Source organism: Natronomonas sp. CBA1123, assembly GCF_009741925.1.
Classification (GTDB): Archaea; Halobacteriota; Halobacteria; order Halobacteriales; family Haloarculaceae; genus Natronomonas.
In genome coordinates, this window is sequence record NZ_WPCC01000001.1 from 223,526 (window position 1) to 241,177 (window position 17,652).

Sequence of the window (17,652 nt, forward strand, 5' to 3'; positions counted from 1 at the left end):
GCTACTCTCCGGATGTGAACTGCGCCGGCGTGACGTTTTGAACGAATAATACGCCGTCGTAGGTGTCACCGGGGGATGCCGGCAGGGGGACGGACCCTCGCTGGGCGGCGCTCGGGACCGAGAACTGAATCTTGGAAATCCCCTCGAGCCATCGGTCGATGTTCGCGTCGTTTCGAGCGTCGTCGAAATCGAGGAAGAGCCGTGAGTTCGAGGCCGACACGAACGTCGCTGCAAGCGTTCCGTCTATCGGCTCGCCAAGGTCGAAGGACTTGAATTCGGTCCGAGCGTGATTCGTCGGGACGCCAAACGACCCGGTGCCGAACAGTTGTCCGAGCGAATAGTAGTCCGCCCCGAACTCGTCGGTTAGGTGCTGGCCCATTCGCGCGTTTGTCTCGCCCGACCCGCGGTAGCCCCGCATCGTATGATTTGAGTTTCCCAAAACGACGGCGCGGTCGGCGCCCGTCCAGTCACGCAGCCACGAGACGTTCCGAGCCATCGCCCCGTCACGAAGCGCCTCGGCGTGAGCAGTCCCCTCTTGGTGGCTCGTCTCGAAGAACCGCAGTCCCCGTTCGAGCGTCCAGACGTGTCGCATCGTCAGTTGCCACGCCGACAGCGAACGCCGGTCGACGTACGTTGATTTCTTCGTCCGGAGCCGTTCTCGGAGTTCTTCGAGGAACGAGACACGGTCGTCGGTGATGAACTCGGCATCCGACTTCTCCGAGGGCGGCACCGTGAGCGGCTCCAATCTGTCCGTTATCTCGCTCAGATACTCCGAATCGACCGCCTCGAAATACGAGCGAATCGCCTCGGCGTTCGTGTGGTAGAATTGGGCGTCGTACCCGTAGACGACGACTTGGTCGTCGTCGGCACGCCCGGCATTGAACTCACGAAGCCACTCGAAGAGCTCTCGGAGACCCGCTGTCTGCCAGAAGTAGAAATCCAACGACGACATCGCGTCTTCGAGACGTCCGTCGCCACCCGTGACGTACTCGTTGATTGCTTCGAAATCACCGAGCGTCCCTTCCATCGCAATCAGTCGATACCCGTGATTCGAAACGAGTCGCCGAATCAAGTGATACGGAGCGGTTTTGAACTCTCGCACCCCGTGGGAGTTCTCACCGATGCCGACTATCGGTGCCGTCGAGACGGTCGAAGCGACGGTGTCGAATCCGTCGGACGAAGCCGAAAACGCGACGGGGACCGACTGTTGCTCGATTGCGGCGAGGGGGACACTAGAGTCCCCTTCATCCGGTGTGCCGGATGGGGTGGCGTCGTCCGGCGTGGGCGTCCCGCCAGTCTCGGAGTCGTTCGAGCACCCGGCGAGTGAACTGACACCCGTCGTGGCAAGTATCGTAGCGAACTGTCGACGCGAAATTCGGTTGGAGGGCAGCATGCGTCAACATGGGAGTTGCCACCCTCGGGTGAAAAATCTACATATCAAGTGTTCGTCGTTTGCCGATGAAAGTTGTTAACTGTGGGGCGTACGCAGAATGAACCTTGACCTGACAGAACGCTGGTGTGAGGCCGCAGTGGGTCGTTACGACCGTCTCCGTCTCACTCCTTCCGCCCCCACGCTTTGAACAGTTCGTCTCGTGTTCGAAGCCCGTCGGTCGGCAGGGCGTGGTTCGCCACGTAGGACTCGGCGTCGTGTTCGTTGTCCCACATCGCCTGGTGGGCTTCGGGGAGGTCCTCCCAGTCGACCAGTTCGGGCGTCGTGATGTCGAGAGCGCCGGCGTCGATGGCGGCGTTCAACTGCTGGACCTCGTAGGCGTTCGACAGGTGACTGCCGAGAATCGACGCGGTCGGCATGTGAATCTCGCGTTGGCGCATCCAGACCTGCGGCGCGTAAAACGAGTACCGCCGGTCTTCGAGGCTCTCGCTGTAGACGACGCGGCCTGTGTGGGGGCGGACGAGCATCGTCGAGACGCCAAGCGAGTCCTGCCCGGCGCGTTCGAACACCACGTCCGGGTAGCCGCGTGGGTTCTCCGGCGTCCGGAGGTGTTCGCCGATTGCCTTCCCGAGCGGCTTGAACGCCGAATCGGTGTAGGCCTGGACGGCCTGCTTGAACGCCTCGGGGTCGGCTTGTGGATGGGGCAGTTCCGGCATCGTCTCGGGCCACTCGAAGTCGTCCTCGCGGCGCTGTAACCCTTCGATGGAGTAACTGCCGGCGACGGAATCCCCGTAGCCGAGCGATTCGACGAACTCCCGCTGTTCGTCGGTGTAGGCGACGACCACGACGGTCGCGTCTTTCTCGCGGGCCGCCTCGATTGCTCGCAGCCCCACCTCGTCGAGAACATCGTCGGGGCCGGTATCGGTGCCGTAGTAGACGACGGCACCGTCGCCGGCACGCAAATCGACGCGGTCGAACATCGTCTCGGGCGTCTCGCTGCCGGGCTTACCGAGGAACGTCAGCTCGTAGCCCGTCGAAGCGCCCCAGAAGGTGAGCGTGCCGCCCTCCCCGAGTGTCTGGAAGGTGCGGGGGAAGGACTGCTCGCCGGCGTGACTCACCGCGTAATCCGCACGCGTGCCGTGGTGTGATTCGAACGCTTCGACGAACGGCTGGCCGGCTTCCTTCCAGTCGTCCCACGCCTCGGGGTCGCGGGGAATCGGCCCCCAGATGTCGTCGTACGGCGGTTCGGTCCGGTCGATTGCGTGGGCGCCCGCCGAGGCTATCCGGTCGGCCCGGTCGGCGCTCGAACACAGGCCGGTCACCGAGACGCCGTTGCGCGTGGCGGTCCGGACGGACTCCCAGCCGGTGCCGGTCGCGCCGCCCTCGACGAACATCGCCGTCTCCGATTCGATGTCGAGGGTGGTGAACAGCGCCCGATACACCGTTCCGAGCGCGAGGACGTACGACCCGGCCTCTTCGAGCGTCGCCTCGGCCGGAATCGGATGGACCTGCGGCCCCTGTGCGACCATGAACTGCTGGTGGCTGCCGTCGGGTTCCTCGTAGCCCTGGATGCTGAAGCCGGCGTACATCGGGTCCAGCCCCATCCGCGGGGACAGCAGGTCGCTCTGCCCCGAGTAGACGGTGACGAGGTCGCCGACCTGTACGCGGCCCTGTTCGCGGACGGCCGCCCCCTGCTCGACGACGAGGGCGACGCCGCCGCTGCCCGTGATGTGGCGGTCGCTGTCGTGGTTGTCGAACTGGCTGACGGGGATGCCGGTCACCGCCCAGATGTCGTTGAAGTTCACCTCGCTGGCGAGGACGTACAGCAACACCTCGTTGGGACCGGGCTCTTCGACCGGGTAGACACCCTCGAGTTCCGCCTCGCGTGGGTCGCCGTGGTTCGGTTCGCCCGTCTCGGGGGCCTTCTCGACGGCGAAGCCGAACTGCCAATCTGGGACCTCGTCGACGCCGGGGTAGAACGGCTCGCCGACGGGAATGGCCTCGCCCGAGTCGATTAGCTCCTCGGCGTCCTCGATACCGGGAGCCTCCCGTGGTCGAAGCGGCAACGGCTCGCTTCGCTTGTCGAGGAACTTCTCGATGCCGGTCTTGCCACCGTCGGGGTCGACGACGGCGGCCCCGAAGTGCTCCGCTTCGGTCGCATACCCCGTCTCGATGCCGTCCTCGAAGCCCGTCCGGATGGCGTCGACAGCGCGGTCGAAGGCGGCCGCCCGGCCGGCGCTCGCGTGTTCACACTGCCGGCGGTTGCGAGCCACGTCAGGGTCGTCGAGGACATCTTCGTCGAACTCGCCGGGCGTCCGCCAGCGCTCGCGAGCGGCCCCTCGGTCCTCCTGGGCGTCGCGAAGCGTCGCCGTTTCGCCGCGGACGTGGGCCCGTGCGAGCGCCGCCGCCCGCGACCGGGCCGTCGTTTCGGTCGCCACCTCGTCGATAAGTCCCATCGCCTCGGCGTCGTCGGCGTCGACCGACCGGCCGTTCGTTATCATCGTCACCGCGTCGACGATACCCTCCGTTCCGCGCTCCTCGGCGAGGACTCGCGGCAGGCGCTGAGTGCCGCCGTAGCCGGGGATGAGGTTCAACCGGAGTTCCGGTTGCCCGAACTCGACGTGGTCGTCGGCGACGGTGTAGTGGGTCGCCAACTGCAGTTCGTTGCCGCCGCCCAGGGCGACGCCGTTGACGGCCGCGACGACCGGTACCGAGAGCGTCTCCAGTTTCCGGAAGGCCTCGTGGGCCTTCGTCGCCAGCGTCCGGGCGGTGTCGGCCTCGTGGACCTCCTCGAGGAACTGCTCGATGTCGGCGCCGGCGACGAACGCCTCGCTCTCGCTGGCGAGGACGACCGCGTCCACGTCCTCGCGGCGGTCGAGGTGGTTCGCGACGGTGTTGAGTTCGTCCAGCGCCCGCTCGGTGAGCGCGTTGACCGGCGGGTTGTCGATGACGACCGTCGCCACGTCCGCATCGGCCCCCGGAACAGTGTTGTACTGTACCGTGAAGAACCGATACTCGTCGAGAACCTCCTGTTCGCGGGCGATGCGCTGTCGGCGCCGCCACCGCTCGGCTTTCGGCCGAATCGCCTCGACCGCCCCCGGATTCTTCAGCGTCGTCGTATCGCCGGGGTCCTCACCCGACAGCATCGCTGTCAACATCCGACGCATGTACTTTCCAGAGCGGGTCTCGGGGAACGCCTCGACCTCGATGAACGAATCCGGGACCGCGACGACGCCCTTCTCCTCTCTGACGAGACGGGCCAGTCGGCGTTCGACCTCAGTGGTCAACTCCGTCCCCTCCCGTGTCTGGACGAAGGCGACCGGAACCAGCCCCTGCTCGTGGTGTGGCGCGCCCACGACGACGACGTTTGCGACCGGCGTCTCGGGGTTCAGTTGCTTGTCGCGCAGCATCGCGCCCTCCAGTTCCTCAGTCCCCATGCGGTGTCCGGAGACGTTGATGACCTCGTCGGAGCGACCGTGCAGGGAGAACGAACCATCGTCGTACTGCTTTGCCACGTCGCCCTGCAGGTAGGCGAGTTCGCCCTCCTTTTCGACCCAGTAGGTGTCTTCGAAGCGCTGGCGATTGCCCGTCCAGTCGGTCGGATTCTCGGGGTCCCAGCCCTCCAAGTCGCCCCACACCGTCCGCATCAGATACGGATACGGCTCTCGGATGATGATTTCGCCCCGCTCGCCTACGTCTGCGTCCTCGAATCGAACGCCGTCTTCGGTCTCCTCTTTGCGCCACACGTCGCCGAACACCCACGGACAGGGGTAGGTGTGAGCGTCCGGGCGCAACTCGAAATCCTCGTTGCCGAAGAAGTGCGTCCAGACGATGCCGCCGTGTTCGGTCGCCCAGTAGGAGTTGATGTACCACTCACACACCGCCTCCATGCCGAACTTCTGGACGGCCGGACTGACCGGCTCCGCACAGAACGTCGCCACACGGAGCGAGTCGGTCGACCACGCCTCCATGTCGGCGACGTTCTCCTCGTCTTCCATCACGGTCTTCAGGAACGTGACGCCGGCTTTGAACGCCGTCACGTCGTACCGTTCGATAATCGAGGTGAATCGGCCGGCATCGGGGTACAGCGGCGACCCCTCGGCGATGACGCCGGTCGTCCGCGTCGAAAGCGAGGCGCTGATGAGGTACGACTGTCCCGTAATCCACCCGGGGTCGGCGACGACGAATATCGTGTCCTCGCCCGGCACCACGTCGAAGGACACCGACATCGTGTGTGCGATGCCCGCGGTGTAGCCGCCGTGGACGTGGACGACGCCCTTCGGCTTCCCCGTCGACCCGCTTGTGAAGATGACGAACAGCGGGTACTCCGCGTTGACCGGCTCGGGGTCGTTGCTCGCCCACAGCGCCTCGACGAACTCTCGGTCCGAAAGCGTCGCTAGCTCTTCGCGCGTCTCCACGTCGAAGCCGGCGTCTCGGGCGTTTTCGAGGACTTGCTCGCCCGCCTCGGCTTCCAGTTCGTGGGCCCACGAGTCCCGCTCGTAGCACTGAATCTCGTGGCCGGTGTGTTCGACGACCACCACATCGTCGACGACGTGGTCGGCACCGACGAGCGCCGAGGCGAGTTCGGTCCGCACCGCCGACGCCCGCTCGGGCGACAGCGACAGCGAATCCAGGGCGTGTCCCACCCCGCGCATCGCGTCGGCTCTGTCGACCGTTATCTCGCCCTCGATGGCGGATTCGACGCCCTCGCGGACGGTCGCGGCCTGCTCCTCGGAGAGGTCGAGGTCCGAAAGCGTCCGGTCGACGACATCGAGAACGGTCTCCGTCGGGAGGTACTCCTCCAGGGCCGGGTCGGCGTAGGCCTCCTTGTACGGCGTCACCTCGGCGTTCCGGTAGCCGCCGTCGGCTGTCACGAGCACGTCGGCGCCGAGTTCGGCGATGCGGTCCGAGAGGGTCTTGTCGCTGAACCCGCCGAACACCGGCGTGTAGACGACGCCGAGGCGCTTGCAGGCCTCGATGTAGTAGATTTGCTCGGGAACGTTCGGCATGTTGAGCGCGACGCGGTCGCCCTTCTCGACGCCGAGGTCACGGAGCACCTCGGCCGCGACGACGACCTCGTACAGCAGTTCCCGTCGGGAGATAGCCTCGGAGACGACCGGCCCGCCTCGGCCGTCGTTTTGCAGTTGGTCCCACCGGTCGCCCTCGAACTGGTAGGCGATTTCCTCGCCGTGGCCGGCGAGAACGTGGCGGTCGACTTCGTTGAAACAGGCGTTCGTCAGGCCGCCGGCGAACCACCGATACAGCGGCGGGTCCGAATCGTCGAAGGCCACGTCCCACGGTTCGTATTCCGCGTCGTAGTCGAGTTCCGTCGGCATACACCCCTCGAAGCCGGTCCACGTCTCGGCGTCGGCGTCGAGACTCGCCCACGCGCCGTCGTCGGGGAGAAACCAATGGAGTTCGCGTTTCGCGATGTCGCCGTGGAACGCGCCGGGGTCCTCTCGGGCGCGCCGTCGCTGTTCGTTCCAGTCGTCGGCCGTCCGTATCGGATTGCTACGAATTCGGTCCGGCGGCCGAGGAGCATCAGAATCGTTCACACGTACCGCTGTAGTTCGCGACGGCAAAACCGCTTCGCCGATAGGAGGAATTTCCGCGAGGGGAGGTGTAAATCAGCCTGAACGAGACGCCGCGAGGGGTCTACCGAACGACGGTCACCGGGACGGGGCACCGTTGGAACACTGTCTGGGCGACGTTGCCGATGAACAGACGGTCGACGAGAGAGCTGCCGTGGCTTCCGATGACGACGGTGTCGAACGACTCCGCACGGTCGACGATGGCCCGCCCCGGACGGCCCATGTCGACAACCGTGTCGATGTCACGGTCGTATTCGTCGGCGATGGCGCGAGCGCGGGCGAGCACCTCACTCGCCTGTTCCTCGGCGGCGGCTTCGATGTCATCTTCCAGCGCCAACGCGGTCGCCTCGCCGAGCATCGACGACGGCTCTCCGACGACGTGCATGACGGTGATGTCGGCGTCGGCGTGGGTTTCGAGGGCGTACCTGAGCGCGCTCTCGGCGAGTTCCGAATCGTCCATCGGGACGAGTACGCGTGTCGTCATACCACGACTACGCCCGAGAGCCGAATAAACGCTCGGGGGCGCTTACCAGAGGAACGTAAACAGCGCCCAGAAAGCGACGTACGAACCGAGCGTCGAGATGACCGGAACGAGGTTCTGCATCAGGATGACCCGCCCAGTCGTCGACGGGTCGAACAAATCCGACGCCTTCGGGATGTCTTCAGGCTCTTCCTCGCCGATTTCGGGGGCTTCCTCACCCGGTTCTTCGGCGGCCAAAGCGCCGACCGAGACGTTCGTTTCGTCCTCGCCGCGGATGCTCCCGGAGACCGTCGCGGTTCGGGTCGCCCGGCCCCAGCCGAGGCCGACGATTGACATCGTCGCGATGATGACGAAACTCGCCGGGATACCGATAGCCGACAGCCCGATGACGATAGCGGAGGCGACGACGGCGACGACGATGGCCGCGGTCAGCGGGAGGTCGGTGATGTCGTTGCCGAGCGTATCGAGCGTCCGGCGGGCGATGGAGAGTGCACCGACGGCGACCGCCGCCGACCCGGCCAGTATCAGCGGGTTCATCGACACGCCGGCGCCGTACAGCGGCGCGATGGCGTTGGCGATGTTGGACGTTCCCGACGAGAACGCCATCAGACAGCCGATGGAGACCAACACGATGGTCCCGAAGAACTCACGACGGGTGGTGTTCGGCCCCGCTTGCGGAACCGGAAGGAGTCCCGACCGGTCGAACTCGACGAGTGCGCCCTCGGTTTGGGTAATCGCGATCCAGCTGTTGAGCGTCGGGTAGACGTACCGGCCGATCATCACCGACACCCAGAATCCGACCAGCGGGGCGACGATCCACCAGATGGCGATTTCGCCCATCACCGTCCAGTTGAGTTCGCCCGTTGCGACGCCGAGGCCGGCGATGGCACCGACGGCCGTCATCGACGTGGAGGCAGGGACGCCGACGTAGTTGCCGACGAACAGCGCGCCGCCGATGAAGAACAGCACGACAATGCTCGTCTCGATGGTGAACACGCCGGGGTCGTAGACGAGGTCCCGGCCGAGCGTGTTGACGACGCGTCGGCCGATGGTCCACGCGCCGATGGCGAAGAATATCGACATCAACACGCCGGCGAGGAACTTCGAAATCGCGCCCGCGCCGACGGCCGGCCCGAACGCCGGTCCCGTCGTCGACCCACCGATGTTGAACCCGACGAACAGCGCGACGAGCAGCCCGACGCCGATGAGTACCTCGACCATGCTCAGACCACCTCCGTTTCGAGTCGTCGCACGCTCCCAATCATTCGTCGTCCCGTTCGTCGTCGGCGTTGCTCTTCGAGTCCCCGTCGGCCGCCGCTTCGACCTCTTCGGCGTCGAGTTCCTCCTTCCGAGGCCGTCTGTCGATGCGTTGGTTGACCGCCTCGAGTTGGTCGACGATGGTCTCGATTTCGTCGGAAAGCGTCTGCTCGACGTTCTCGGTCACCTCTTGGGTGACTTCCTGTGTGACTTCCTGTGTGACCTCTTCGGCCACCTTCTCCTCGACGCTCTCCGTGACCTCTTGGGTGACTTTCTCCCCGACGTTCTCCGTCACCTCTTGAGTGACTTTCTCCCCGACGTTCTCCGTGACCTCCTCAGTCACCTTCTCTTCGACGCTCTCGGTGACTTCTTCTGTCACTTTCTCGCCGACGTTCTCGGAGACCTCCTCGGTCAGCGACTCCTCGATGTTCTCGGTGACCTCTTTGGTCATCCAGTCGGGGTCGAAGCGCGCCATCTTCCAGGCGACGTGAACGGCATAGGAGACGAGCGCGCCAAGTCCGAAGGCGATACCGATCCCCGTCGACCCGGTGGCGATGAGGACGATCGCAACCAACAGCAGGAGACCGTACGCCATGTCAACCATGAAGTCGACTCGGCTCGGATTCATCGGGACATATCCACCAGTTGCCAGAAGGGTTCGTTCATGAAATATAAAGCCTCTACTATAGTTCCCGGGCGCCGGAGGTTTAGTCTGATTCATTCCGGACAGCCATCGGCAGGCGAACGTTCGTCGACGGCTCTCGAACGTTCGGTTCTCACGTCGACTGGCCGACTCGCAGGGCCACGCCGACGCCGACCCGAGGAGTCCGACCGGCGTGAGGAACCACCGGCGTTTTCTACCCGACGCTCCGAGGTGCCAGCAGTGAACCGCGCCGAGTTGCTGTTCGCGCTGCTCGTGGGAATCCTGCAGGGCGTCTTGGAGTGGCTCCCTATCTCCAGTCAGGGTAACCTCTCTATCGTCACGACCGCCGTCGGGGGCGTCGACCCCGTGGTCGCTTTGGACCTCGCACTGTTCGTGCAGGTCGGAACCGTCTTCTCTGCGGCTGCCTACTACCGCGCGGATATCGCCGACGCACTCTCGAACGCCCCCGGATGGCGGCCGAATGCAGCGTTCGACCCGGAGAACGCCGACGTGACGTACCTCGTCCTCGCGAGTCTCGTGACCGGAATCGTCGGTATTCCGCTGTATCTCACACTGCGTGACGCCGTCGCCGGACTCGCCGGCGGCGTCTTCATCGCCGTCGTCGGCGGCCTGCTGGTCGCGACGGGACTGCTCCAACGCGCCGCCGACTCGATGGGGTTCGTCGGCAAGGAGACACCCACCCTCGTCGATACGCTACTCGTCGGCGCGTTTCAGGGCCTCACCATCCTCCCGGGCGTGTCGCGGTCGGGAACGACCGTTTCGGTCCTCCTCCTGCGTGGCTACGAGGGGCCCGCCTCGCTGCGACTGTCGTTTCTGTTAGCCATCCCGGCCGGCGTCGGTGCCGCCGCCCTCGTCGTGGTGAGCGGTGGGGGCCTGCCGGGCATTTCGCCGCTGGCGGCCGCCGTCGCACTCGCGACCAGCGCCGTCGTCGGCTACCTCACTATCGACGCCTTGATGCGGTTCGTCGAACGCGTGCCGTTCTGGGCAGTGTGTGTCTCGCTGGGGACGCTCGCGGTCGTTGGGGGACTGCTCGTCGCCGTGGCGTGAGGAACGAAACACGTTAGTGAGCGCCGGGAACACACCGGGACAGATGGAACTCATCGACGAGAAGGGCCGACTGTTCGGCCGCGTGAACATCGTCGACGCGCTCGTCGTCCTCTTCGCAATCGCGGTGCTCGCAGCCGGGGCGGCGTTGGTGTTGGGCGGTTCCGATGCCCCAGACACATCCGAGCGGATGCACGTTACTGTCGAAACGCCGAACCAGTCGGCAACCACTTTCACCCCAGAGAGAGTGACGTACGACGGCGCAGATGCAAACATTACGGACGTGTACCGAACACCGAATCGGACGTACCTACGAGTCGCTCTAGACGGCACTCGAACTGAGGATGGCTTTCAGTTCGACAGCAAGCACGTCCGCTTGGGCGATACCCCAACCATAGCGACGAATACAGTCGTAGCGGGAGGGACTGTCACCGAGCGGAACACCACCGCAGCTTTCGACACTGAAACGACGACCGTGACTGTCGAAACGACCGTGGATGACTCCGTCGCTTCGGCCATCTCGTCCGGCGACGAACAACGTTTCCAGGAGACGACCGTCGCTACAATTACCGGTGTCGATACGACGAGTGAGAACACAACTCACGCCAACCTCAACGTGACGCTCACGCTCGAAACCCGACTCGTCAATGGGACACCGTACTATGGGGGAAGTCCAGTCCGCCTCGGCCGAACGCTCGCCGTCGAAACCAACGGATACGAGTTCGAGGGCGAAATTATCCAGCGATGACGCAGTTCGGGACGCTCCGTGAACGTCTTCGGCGCGCTGTCGAGAACTCGTGGGTCGTTCGAGTCAGTAGTCGAACCGAATCCACCCTGTCACGGTGGGGCATCGGCTCGCGCATCGTCCAGTGGTTCCTTGCGGAACCCGAACCGGAGGTCATCGTCATCGATTTGCGTGAGACGTACACCATCGGCCCGATTCTGCGAGCAATCGAGTGGGCACTCGGCCACGGGAATCGGTTGGCAGAACGGAGCGGACTGACTGCGGCCGTACGGAAGGCGGCCCAGTGGGCCCACTCTCAACCGATTCACCTAGTCGGTATCGTGCTGTTCGGTGTCGCCGTCGCGGGACTCGCTTCCGCAGCGCTCTCGTCTGGAGCGTTCGGCCGCTGGCTCGTGCTGTCGGGAATCGCTCTCCTCGCAGTCCGTGAACGCCGATCGTGGGATGAAATCCGAGACACCCGCGTTGGCCGAGCGCTGGCAGCTGCGTTCGCACCGCCGGACCCGCCAGACGACAACCGACAGCAACCCGACTCCGAAACAGAATGATTACTCGACAGTGACGCTTTTCGCGAGATTGCGAGGCTTGTCTATCGACCGTCCGAGTTTTGCGGCGGTGTGATACGCCACGAGTTGGAGCTGGACGTTCGTCAGTATCGCCGCGGTCCGTGGGTGCGTCTCGGGGATTTCGAGGACGTGGTCGGCGTAGCGTGCAACGTCGGATTGCCCGTCCGTAATCGCCACGACGGGCGCGTCGCGGGCTTCGACTTCTTTGACGTTGCCGACCGTCTTGCGTGCGAGTTCGCCGTCGCCGACGACGGTCGCGAAGACGGGCGTCTCCGAGGTGACGAGCGCCAGCGGGCCGTGTTTCAACTCGCCGGCGGCGAACCCTTCAGCGTGCTCGTAGGATATTTCCTTCATCTTCAGGGCCCCCTCCAGCGCGACGGGGAAGTTCAGCGACCGGCCGATGAAGAAGTAGGCGTCGCTGTCGAGGTAGGCTTCGGCGACGGCTTCGGCCTTCGAGCTGTCGAGGACCTCCTGGACCTGTCCCGGCACGTTCCGAAGCGCGGCGATGACGTCGCGGTCGGCCCCGCCCTCCGTCGCTGCCTCGGTCAGGAGGTTCAGCGCGGTCTGTTGTCCGGCGAAAGTTTTCGTCGCCGCGACGCCGATTTCCGGGCCGGAACGGATGTAACAGACGTGGTCGCACTCGCGGGCCATCGTCGACCCGACGGTGTTCGTCAGCGCGAGCGTCTCGGCACCGCGACGGCGGGCCTCCCGGGTCGCAGCGAGCGTGTCGGCCGTCTCGCCGCTCTGGGAGACGCCGACGACGATGGCGTCCTCGGCCGGCGGGGGCGAGGTGGCGTACTCGTGGGAGAGAAACGGCTGGGCGGGGACGCCCTTGGCTTGCAGCAGTTGGGCGCCGTAGATGGCGGCGTGATAGCTCGTTCCCGCAGCGACGAGATGGACCCGTTCGAGGGACAACTCGCCCAACTCCTCTAGGGTGACGGTCCCGCGGAGTTCGTCGACTCGGCCCTGGAGACACTGCCGGAGGGCACGCGGCTGTTCGTGAATCTCCTTGAGCATGAAGTGGTCGTAGCCGCTCTTGCCGGTGTCTTCGGGGTCCCACGTCACCGTCTCGATGGATTTCTCGATGGTCCCGCCGTCGACATCGGAGACACGCCAGCCGTCGGTGTCGAGTCGGGCGTACTCGCCGTCTTCGAGGTACACCACTTTGTCGGTGAACTCCCGGAAGGCGGGCACGTCGCTGGCGAGATACGTCGCGTCCTCGGCGATGCCGAGGACGAGCGGCGAGTCGTTGCGTGCGACGAACACCGAGTCGGTGCCAGCGATGACACAGGCGATGGCGTAACTGCCCTCGAGACGACCGATAGCCGCCCGGAAGGCGGCTTCGGGGTCGGCTCCCGATTCGAGGCTCGCCTCGACGAGATGCGGCACGACCTCGGTGTCGGTGTCGCTGCGGAACTCGTGGCCCGATTCGGCCAGTTCGTCGCGGAGCGACTGGTAGTTCTCGATGATGCCGTTGTGGACGACGGCAACGTCCCCGGTGCAGTCGCGGTGGGGGTGTGCGTTGCCGTCCGTCGGCGGCCCGTGGGTGCTCCAGCGGGTGTGGCCGATGCCGACCCGTCCACCGATGTCGGAGGTGCTCAATTCCTCCCGAAGCGCGTCGAGTTCGCCCGACTTCTTGACGACCGACACCGAGCGGTCGTCGACCAACGCGACGCCCGCGGAGTCGTAGCCCCGATACTCCAGTTTCGAGAGCCCGTGCAGCAGCGTATCGAGCGTCTCGTCGCCACGGCCAACACAGCCGATGATGCCACACATCAGCGGACTACCTCCGCGCCGTTGCGAATCCAGCCACTCACGTGGGCGCCCGTCCCGACCGTTGCGTCGGCGCCGACGAGCGTGCCGGGCATGAACGTGGCACCGCCGCCGACCGACGCTCGGTCAGCCAGCACTGCTCCGAGTCCCTGATTCTCGAACACCCGGTCGCCGACTCGTACGTCGCTCGGGCCGCCCGGAACGACCGTTCCGGGGCCGATGGAGACGCTCTGTCCGGCGACGCAGTCGACGAGCGTCGACCCGGGGCCGACCCGACAGTCCGAATCCAACAGCGTGTTCTGCAGCGTCACGTTGCCGCCGACCGTCGCGTTCCGTCCGACCGCTACGTCGGGGCCGACGACGGCACTGGCCGCGATTTCGGCGTCGGGACCGACGACGACCGGTCCCTGGAGGGTCGCCTCGGGGTGGACGCGGGCGCTGTCGGCCACCCACACGTTGTCGCTTCGCTCCGGAAACTGCACGCGCCCGTTGGCGAGTAACTCACGCGTGAGATACAGCAGGTCCCACGGGTACGTCGCGTCGACCCACAGTCCGTCCGTCGACACCGCCCGAACTTCGCCGTCGTCCATCAGCGTCCCGATGACGTCGGGCAGGTGGAGTTCGCCGTTGCGACGCGGCGTCCGTTCGATGGCATCGAACACCGACTCGTCGAAGGCGTAGACGCCGGCGTTGATGCGACCGAAGGCGTCGCTGTCGGGTTTTTCGACGAGCGTCGACAGCGTGCCGTCGTCGACCTCGACGGCGCCGTACCTCGTCGGTGTCGGGTGGTCCAACACCGCCATCGCGGGCGTGCCGTCGAACCCCTCGAGAACGTCGGCGACGATTCGCTCGTCGATGACGCGGTCGCCGTTCAGCACCAACACGGGTCCGTCGGTCTCCGGAGCGGCCTGCTGGAGGGCGTGACCGCTCCCGAGTTGCTTCGTCTGGTGGACGTACGTGATGGGCACGTCGCGGTAGGAGGGTCCGAAGTGCTCTTGGACGCGTTCGCGCTGGTAGCCGACGACGAGACAGAGCCGTTCGATGCCGCAGTCGACCAACACGTCGAGGACGTGTTCGAGAATGGGGCGTCCGGCGGCGGGAAGCATCGTCTTCGGTCGGTTGAAGGTCAGCGGCCGCAGCCGCGTCCCCTCCCCCGCTGCGAGGACGATGCCGGTCGTGATGTCCATACCGACGGGTCGTTGCCGCCCCGGTTGAAACTATCGGCGGAGCGCGGCTTCCGCGAGCGATACACACAGCAGGCTCCCGACCGTACCGTCGGTATGGCCGACGACGAATATCCGCGGGAACCACCCGAGGACGTGCCGCCGGAACACCACGACCGAGCGCGGGAGCTCCAGCTCGAACTGCTCGTCCTCGAAGCGCGCCTCGAGTCGGCGAACTTCGAAGACAAGGAGGCCTTCCGACGAGCGATACGTACGCGCCGCGAGGAACTGGACGGACTCCGAACCGGTAGCGGCTAATCGGCCGGACGGGACAGGCGGTACCGTCGTGGATGGCAAGCGTGTTACCGTCGCGGCACCGACCGGGCCGTATGAGCCTCATCGACGACGCCCGCGCGCTGCTCGCGACCGGGCCGCTGTGTGACGCCTGCCTCGGGCGGCCGGTCGCCGACCGCAGTTTCGGGCTGACCAACGCCGAACGCGGGCGGGCGCTCCGAACCGCCGTCGCACTCGACGACGACGACCCCTTCGAGGAACCCGACGCCGACTGCTGGGTGTGTGAGGGCATCTGTGACCGCTTCGACGAGTTGGCCGACCGCGTCGTCGAGGCGCTCGGCGAGACCGAACTGTACACCTATCAGGTCGGCACGCGCATCCCACCGCTGGTCGAGGAAAACGAGCGACTCCTGCGACTCGATGCCGGCTTCGAGGAGGACGCCGGCGAACCGCTGAAAACCGAGGTGAATCGCGAGGTCGGTCGTCGCGTCGGCGCACGACTCGGCGCCGAGGTCGACTTCGAGCGCCCGGACGTACAGTTCCTCATCGACCTCGCCAGCGAGGACGTCGACGTCGAAGTCCAGCGCAACTCCGTGACGATTTACGGCCGCTACCGGAAACTGCAGCGAGACATTCCCCAGACGGAGTGGGAGAAGTTCGACGAGAGCGTCGAGGAACTGGTCGCACCGCCGTTTCTGTCGGCGTTCCGGGGTACCGAGGCCGTCTTCCACGGCGCCGGGCGGGAGGACGTCGACGCACTCATGCTCGACTCCGGGCGGCCGTTCGCGCTGGAAATCAAACAGCCCCGTCGACGGGACGCCGACCTCGAGGAACTCGCCGACGCCGTCAACACCGGTACCGACGGCAAGGTCGAGGTGACCGACCTCGCCTTCGCCACCTACGACACCGTCGAGCGCGTGAAGGAACACGACGCGACGAAGACCTACCGGGCGACCGTCGACTTCGACGACTCCGTGTCGGAGGCCGACTTCGAGGCGGCGCTGGCCGAGTTGGACGGCACCACCGTCGAACAGCGGACGCCGCATCGAGTCTCCCACCGGCGTGCGGACCTCGTTCGGGAGCGCACCGTCCTCTCCATCGACGGCACGCTCGAAGACGACCTCACGGCGACCATCGACGTCCACGGCGAGGGCGGCCTCTACATCAAGGAACTCATCAGCGGCGACGAGGGCCGCACCGAGCCGAGTCTGACCGGCCTGCTCGGCGTCGGGGCGACCGTCCGGGCGCTCGACGTCATCGACGTACAGGGCGTCGATGAACCGTTTCTCACCGAGGAGTACGAACTCGAACGCGACGGCGACCCTGTCACGGGTGCGCCGTAAATCGCCCGCGACCGGGGATTTATTAGGAATCAACGCCCTACACCGTTATAACCGGTTTCACGGTTTCACATGAGCGAAGACGTCATTCTCGTCGTCGAGGACGAGCAGGATTTAGCGGACCTGTACAGTGGGTGGCTTTCGGAACGATATCCGGTCCGCGTAGCCAACGACGGGTCGGAAGCCCTCGAAAAGTTCGACGAGGATGTCGAGGTCGTCCTCCTGGACCGACAGATGCCCGGGATGGACGGCGCTGCGGTCCTGAAACTCATCCGGGACCGCGACCCCGACTGTCAGGTGGCGATGGTCACCGCAGTCGAACCCGACGTCGACGTCGTCGACATGGGATTCGACGCCTACATCACGAAACCCGTCCGCGAGGAGGAACTGTTCGACCTCGTGAACCACCTGCTGCACCGGCGGGTGTACGACGACAACGTCCGCGAGCTGTTCGCAGCCATCTCGAAGCAAATCGCCCTCGAGAACCAACACGAGCCCGAAGAACTCGCCGAGGACCCCCAATACCAGTACTTGCTCGCGAAAATCGACAAACTCCGCGCCGAAACCGTCGACCTCGCCGAACAGTTCGACGACGAGGAGTTCCGAACGGCGCTGGCGGCGCTGCAGTAACACGACGACGCTGACGACTGTTTTATGTCGCTCGCCTTCGAGCGACCGCCATGGAGTTCGGCGTCGACGAGGCCGGCAAAGGCCCAGTCCTCGGGTCGATGTTCGCCGCGGCAGTGCAGGCGCCGAGAGAGGCCCTCCCCGACGGCATCGACGACTCCAAGCGACTGAGCGACACGCGCCGCGAGGAACTCGCCGACCGACTCCGTGGGGACGACCGCATCAGCGTCGGCATCGCCGAAATCACGCCCGAGCGCATCGACGCGGGCAACATGAACGATCTCACCGTCGCCGCTCACGCCGAGGCACTCGCCGAGGTGGCCGAGGACGGCGACGCCGGACTGTGTGATGCCGGCGACGTAGACGCCGACCGCTTCGCCTCGCGGGTCGCCGACCGACTCGATGCCGAAGTGAGCCTCGGCGCCGAACACCGCGCCGACGAGTCCGACGAGCTGGTCGGCGCGGCGAGCATTCTCGCCAAGAGCACCCGCGAGCGCCACGTCGCCACGCTCGCCGAGCGCTTCGGCGACGTGGGCAGCGGCTACCCCTCGGACCCGACGACGCGGACGTTCTTACGAGAGTACGTCGCCGAGACCGGGGCGCTGCCCGACTGTGCCCGGCGGTCGTGGTCGACCTGTGAGGACGTTCTCGCCGCGGCCGAACAGTCCGCACTCGACGAGTTTTGACGACGTTCGATTGGAGACCGACGGCTATTTCTCG

The 17,652-nt window shown here is 65.6% G+C and carries 14 protein-coding genes; 7 read left to right on the forward strand and 7 right to left on the reverse strand.

Translation table 11 applies throughout. From position 1 onward, the window contains the following. Nucleotide 1 precedes the first annotated feature (1 nt). The 5 genes from GJ631_RS01125 to GJ631_RS01145 form a co-directional block, all read right to left on the reverse strand. Nucleotides 2-1,393 carry an erythromycin esterase family protein gene (locus GJ631_RS01125; RefSeq protein WP_156707368.1) on the reverse strand — a complete coding sequence of 464 codons (1,392 nt, stop codon included), beginning with the start codon at nucleotides 1,391-1,393 and terminating at the stop codon, nucleotides 2-4. A 161-nt stretch (nucleotides 1,394-1,554) separates the two neighbouring features. Continuing rightward, the gene (locus tag GJ631_RS01130; protein WP_370518519.1) at nucleotides 1,555-6,945 is read right to left on the reverse strand and encodes an AMP-binding protein; all 5,391 of its coding nucleotides are present in this window, start codon (nucleotides 6,943-6,945) and stop codon (nucleotides 1,555-1,557) included. A gap of 100 nt (nucleotides 6,946-7,045) precedes the next feature. Next, a complete protein-coding gene (locus GJ631_RS01135; protein ID WP_156707370.1) occupies nucleotides 7,046-7,465 on the reverse strand; it encodes a universal stress protein in 420 nt (139 codons plus the stop codon). Nucleotides 7,466-7,507: 42 nt separating this feature from the next. Then, nucleotides 7,508-8,683: an inorganic phosphate transporter gene (locus GJ631_RS01140; protein WP_156707371.1), complete on the reverse strand. Its 1,176-nt coding sequence runs from the start codon at nucleotides 8,681-8,683 to the stop codon at nucleotides 7,508-7,510. Nucleotides 8,684-8,723: 40 nt separating this feature from the next. Beyond that, nucleotides 8,724-9,323: a hypothetical protein gene (locus tag GJ631_RS01145; RefSeq protein ID WP_231753836.1), complete on the reverse strand. Its 600-nt coding sequence runs from the start codon at nucleotides 9,321-9,323 to the stop codon at nucleotides 8,724-8,726. A gap of 279 nt (nucleotides 9,324-9,602) precedes the next feature. Here GJ631_RS01145 and GJ631_RS01150 point away from each other — a divergent pair, with 279 nt between their 5' ends. Genes GJ631_RS01150 through GJ631_RS01160 form a run of 3 tightly spaced genes read left to right on the forward strand, consistent with a single transcriptional unit; the run spans nucleotide 9,603 to nucleotide 11,717 of the window. Continuing rightward, complete coding sequence (locus tag GJ631_RS01150; protein ID WP_370518520.1) at nucleotides 9,603-10,430, forward strand: undecaprenyl-diphosphate phosphatase; 828 nt, start codon at nucleotides 9,603-9,605, stop codon at nucleotides 10,428-10,430. A gap of 43 nt (nucleotides 10,431-10,473) precedes the next feature. Next, on the forward strand, nucleotides 10,474-11,175 hold the full coding sequence (locus GJ631_RS01155) for a DUF4330 domain-containing protein (protein ID WP_156707374.1): 702 nt from the start codon (nucleotides 10,474-10,476) through the stop codon (nucleotides 11,173-11,175). Next, a complete protein-coding gene (locus GJ631_RS01160; RefSeq protein ID WP_156707375.1) occupies nucleotides 11,172-11,717 on the forward strand; it encodes a hypothetical protein in 546 nt (181 codons plus the stop codon). The genes GJ631_RS01155 and GJ631_RS01160 overlap by 4 nt, the downstream gene beginning before the upstream one ends. On the opposite strand, the gene glmS is transcribed toward GJ631_RS01160, so the two are convergent. Beyond that, nucleotides 11,718-13,511 carry a glutamine--fructose-6-phosphate transaminase (isomerizing) gene (gene glmS, locus GJ631_RS01165; RefSeq protein ID WP_156707376.1) on the reverse strand — a complete coding sequence of 598 codons (1,794 nt, stop codon included), beginning with the start codon at nucleotides 13,509-13,511 and terminating at the stop codon, nucleotides 11,718-11,720. Next, a complete protein-coding gene (locus GJ631_RS01170; protein ID WP_156707377.1) occupies nucleotides 13,511-14,695 on the reverse strand; it encodes a sugar phosphate nucleotidyltransferase in 1,185 nt (394 codons plus the stop codon). The genes glmS and GJ631_RS01170 overlap by 1 nt, the downstream gene beginning before the upstream one ends. A 93-nt stretch (nucleotides 14,696-14,788) precedes the next feature. Here GJ631_RS01170 and GJ631_RS01175 point away from each other — a divergent pair, with 93 nt between their 5' ends. From GJ631_RS01175 to rnhB, 4 genes are all read left to right on the forward strand, one after another. After that, nucleotides 14,789-14,989, forward strand: a complete 201-nt coding sequence (locus GJ631_RS01175; RefSeq protein WP_156707378.1) for a hypothetical protein — start codon at nucleotides 14,789-14,791, stop codon at nucleotides 14,987-14,989. A gap of 71 nt (nucleotides 14,990-15,060) precedes the next feature. Then, complete coding sequence (locus GJ631_RS01180) at nucleotides 15,061-16,308, forward strand: tRNA pseudouridine(54/55) synthase Pus10 (protein WP_156707379.1); 1,248 nt, start codon at nucleotides 15,061-15,063, stop codon at nucleotides 16,306-16,308. A 69-nt stretch (nucleotides 16,309-16,377) separates the two neighbouring features. Next, on the forward strand, nucleotides 16,378-16,935 hold the full coding sequence (locus tag GJ631_RS01185) for a response regulator (RefSeq protein ID WP_156707380.1): 558 nt from the start codon (nucleotides 16,378-16,380) through the stop codon (nucleotides 16,933-16,935). A 50-nt stretch (nucleotides 16,936-16,985) separates the two neighbouring features. After that, nucleotides 16,986-17,618: a ribonuclease HII gene (gene rnhB, locus GJ631_RS01190; protein WP_156707381.1), complete on the forward strand. Its 633-nt coding sequence runs from the start codon at nucleotides 16,986-16,988 to the stop codon at nucleotides 17,616-17,618. The last annotated feature ends 34 nt before the right edge of the window (nucleotides 17,619-17,652 follow it).

Excerpts from the sequence above, each read along its gene's own strand:
- GJ631_RS01125 (WP_156707368.1), bottom strand. The coding sequence starts at position 1,393 with ATGCTGCCCTCCAACCGAATTTCGCGTCGACAGTTCGCTACGATACTT.
- GJ631_RS01135 (WP_156707370.1), bottom strand. The coding sequence starts at position 7,465 with ATGACGACACGCGTACTCGTCCCGATGGACGATTCGGAACTCGCCGAG.
- GJ631_RS01140 (WP_156707371.1), bottom strand. The coding sequence starts at position 8,683 with ATGGTCGAGGTACTCATCGGCGTCGGGCTGCTCGTCGCGCTGTTCGTC.
- GJ631_RS01145 (WP_231753836.1), bottom strand. The coding sequence starts at position 9,323 with ATGGTTGACATGGCGTACGGTCTCCTGCTGTTGGTTGCGATCGTCCTC.
- GJ631_RS01155 (WP_156707374.1), top strand. The coding sequence starts at position 10,474 with ATGGAACTCATCGACGAGAAGGGCCGACTGTTCGGCCGCGTGAACATC.
- GJ631_RS01160 (WP_156707375.1), top strand. The coding sequence starts at position 11,172 with ATGACGCAGTTCGGGACGCTCCGTGAACGTCTTCGGCGCGCTGTCGAG.
- glmS (WP_156707376.1), bottom strand. The coding sequence starts at position 13,511 with ATGTGTGGCATCATCGGCTGTGTTGGCCGTGGCGACGAGACGCTCGAT.
- GJ631_RS01170 (WP_156707377.1), bottom strand. The coding sequence starts at position 14,695 with ATGGACATCACGACCGGCATCGTCCTCGCAGCGGGGGAGGGGACGCGG.
- GJ631_RS01175 (WP_156707378.1), top strand. The coding sequence starts at position 14,789 with ATGGCCGACGACGAATATCCGCGGGAACCACCCGAGGACGTGCCGCCG.
- GJ631_RS01180 (WP_156707379.1), top strand. The coding sequence starts at position 15,061 with ATGAGCCTCATCGACGACGCCCGCGCGCTGCTCGCGACCGGGCCGCTG.
- GJ631_RS01185 (WP_156707380.1), top strand. The coding sequence starts at position 16,378 with ATGAGCGAAGACGTCATTCTCGTCGTCGAGGACGAGCAGGATTTAGCG.
- rnhB (WP_156707381.1), top strand. The coding sequence starts at position 16,986 with ATGGAGTTCGGCGTCGACGAGGCCGGCAAAGGCCCAGTCCTCGGGTCG.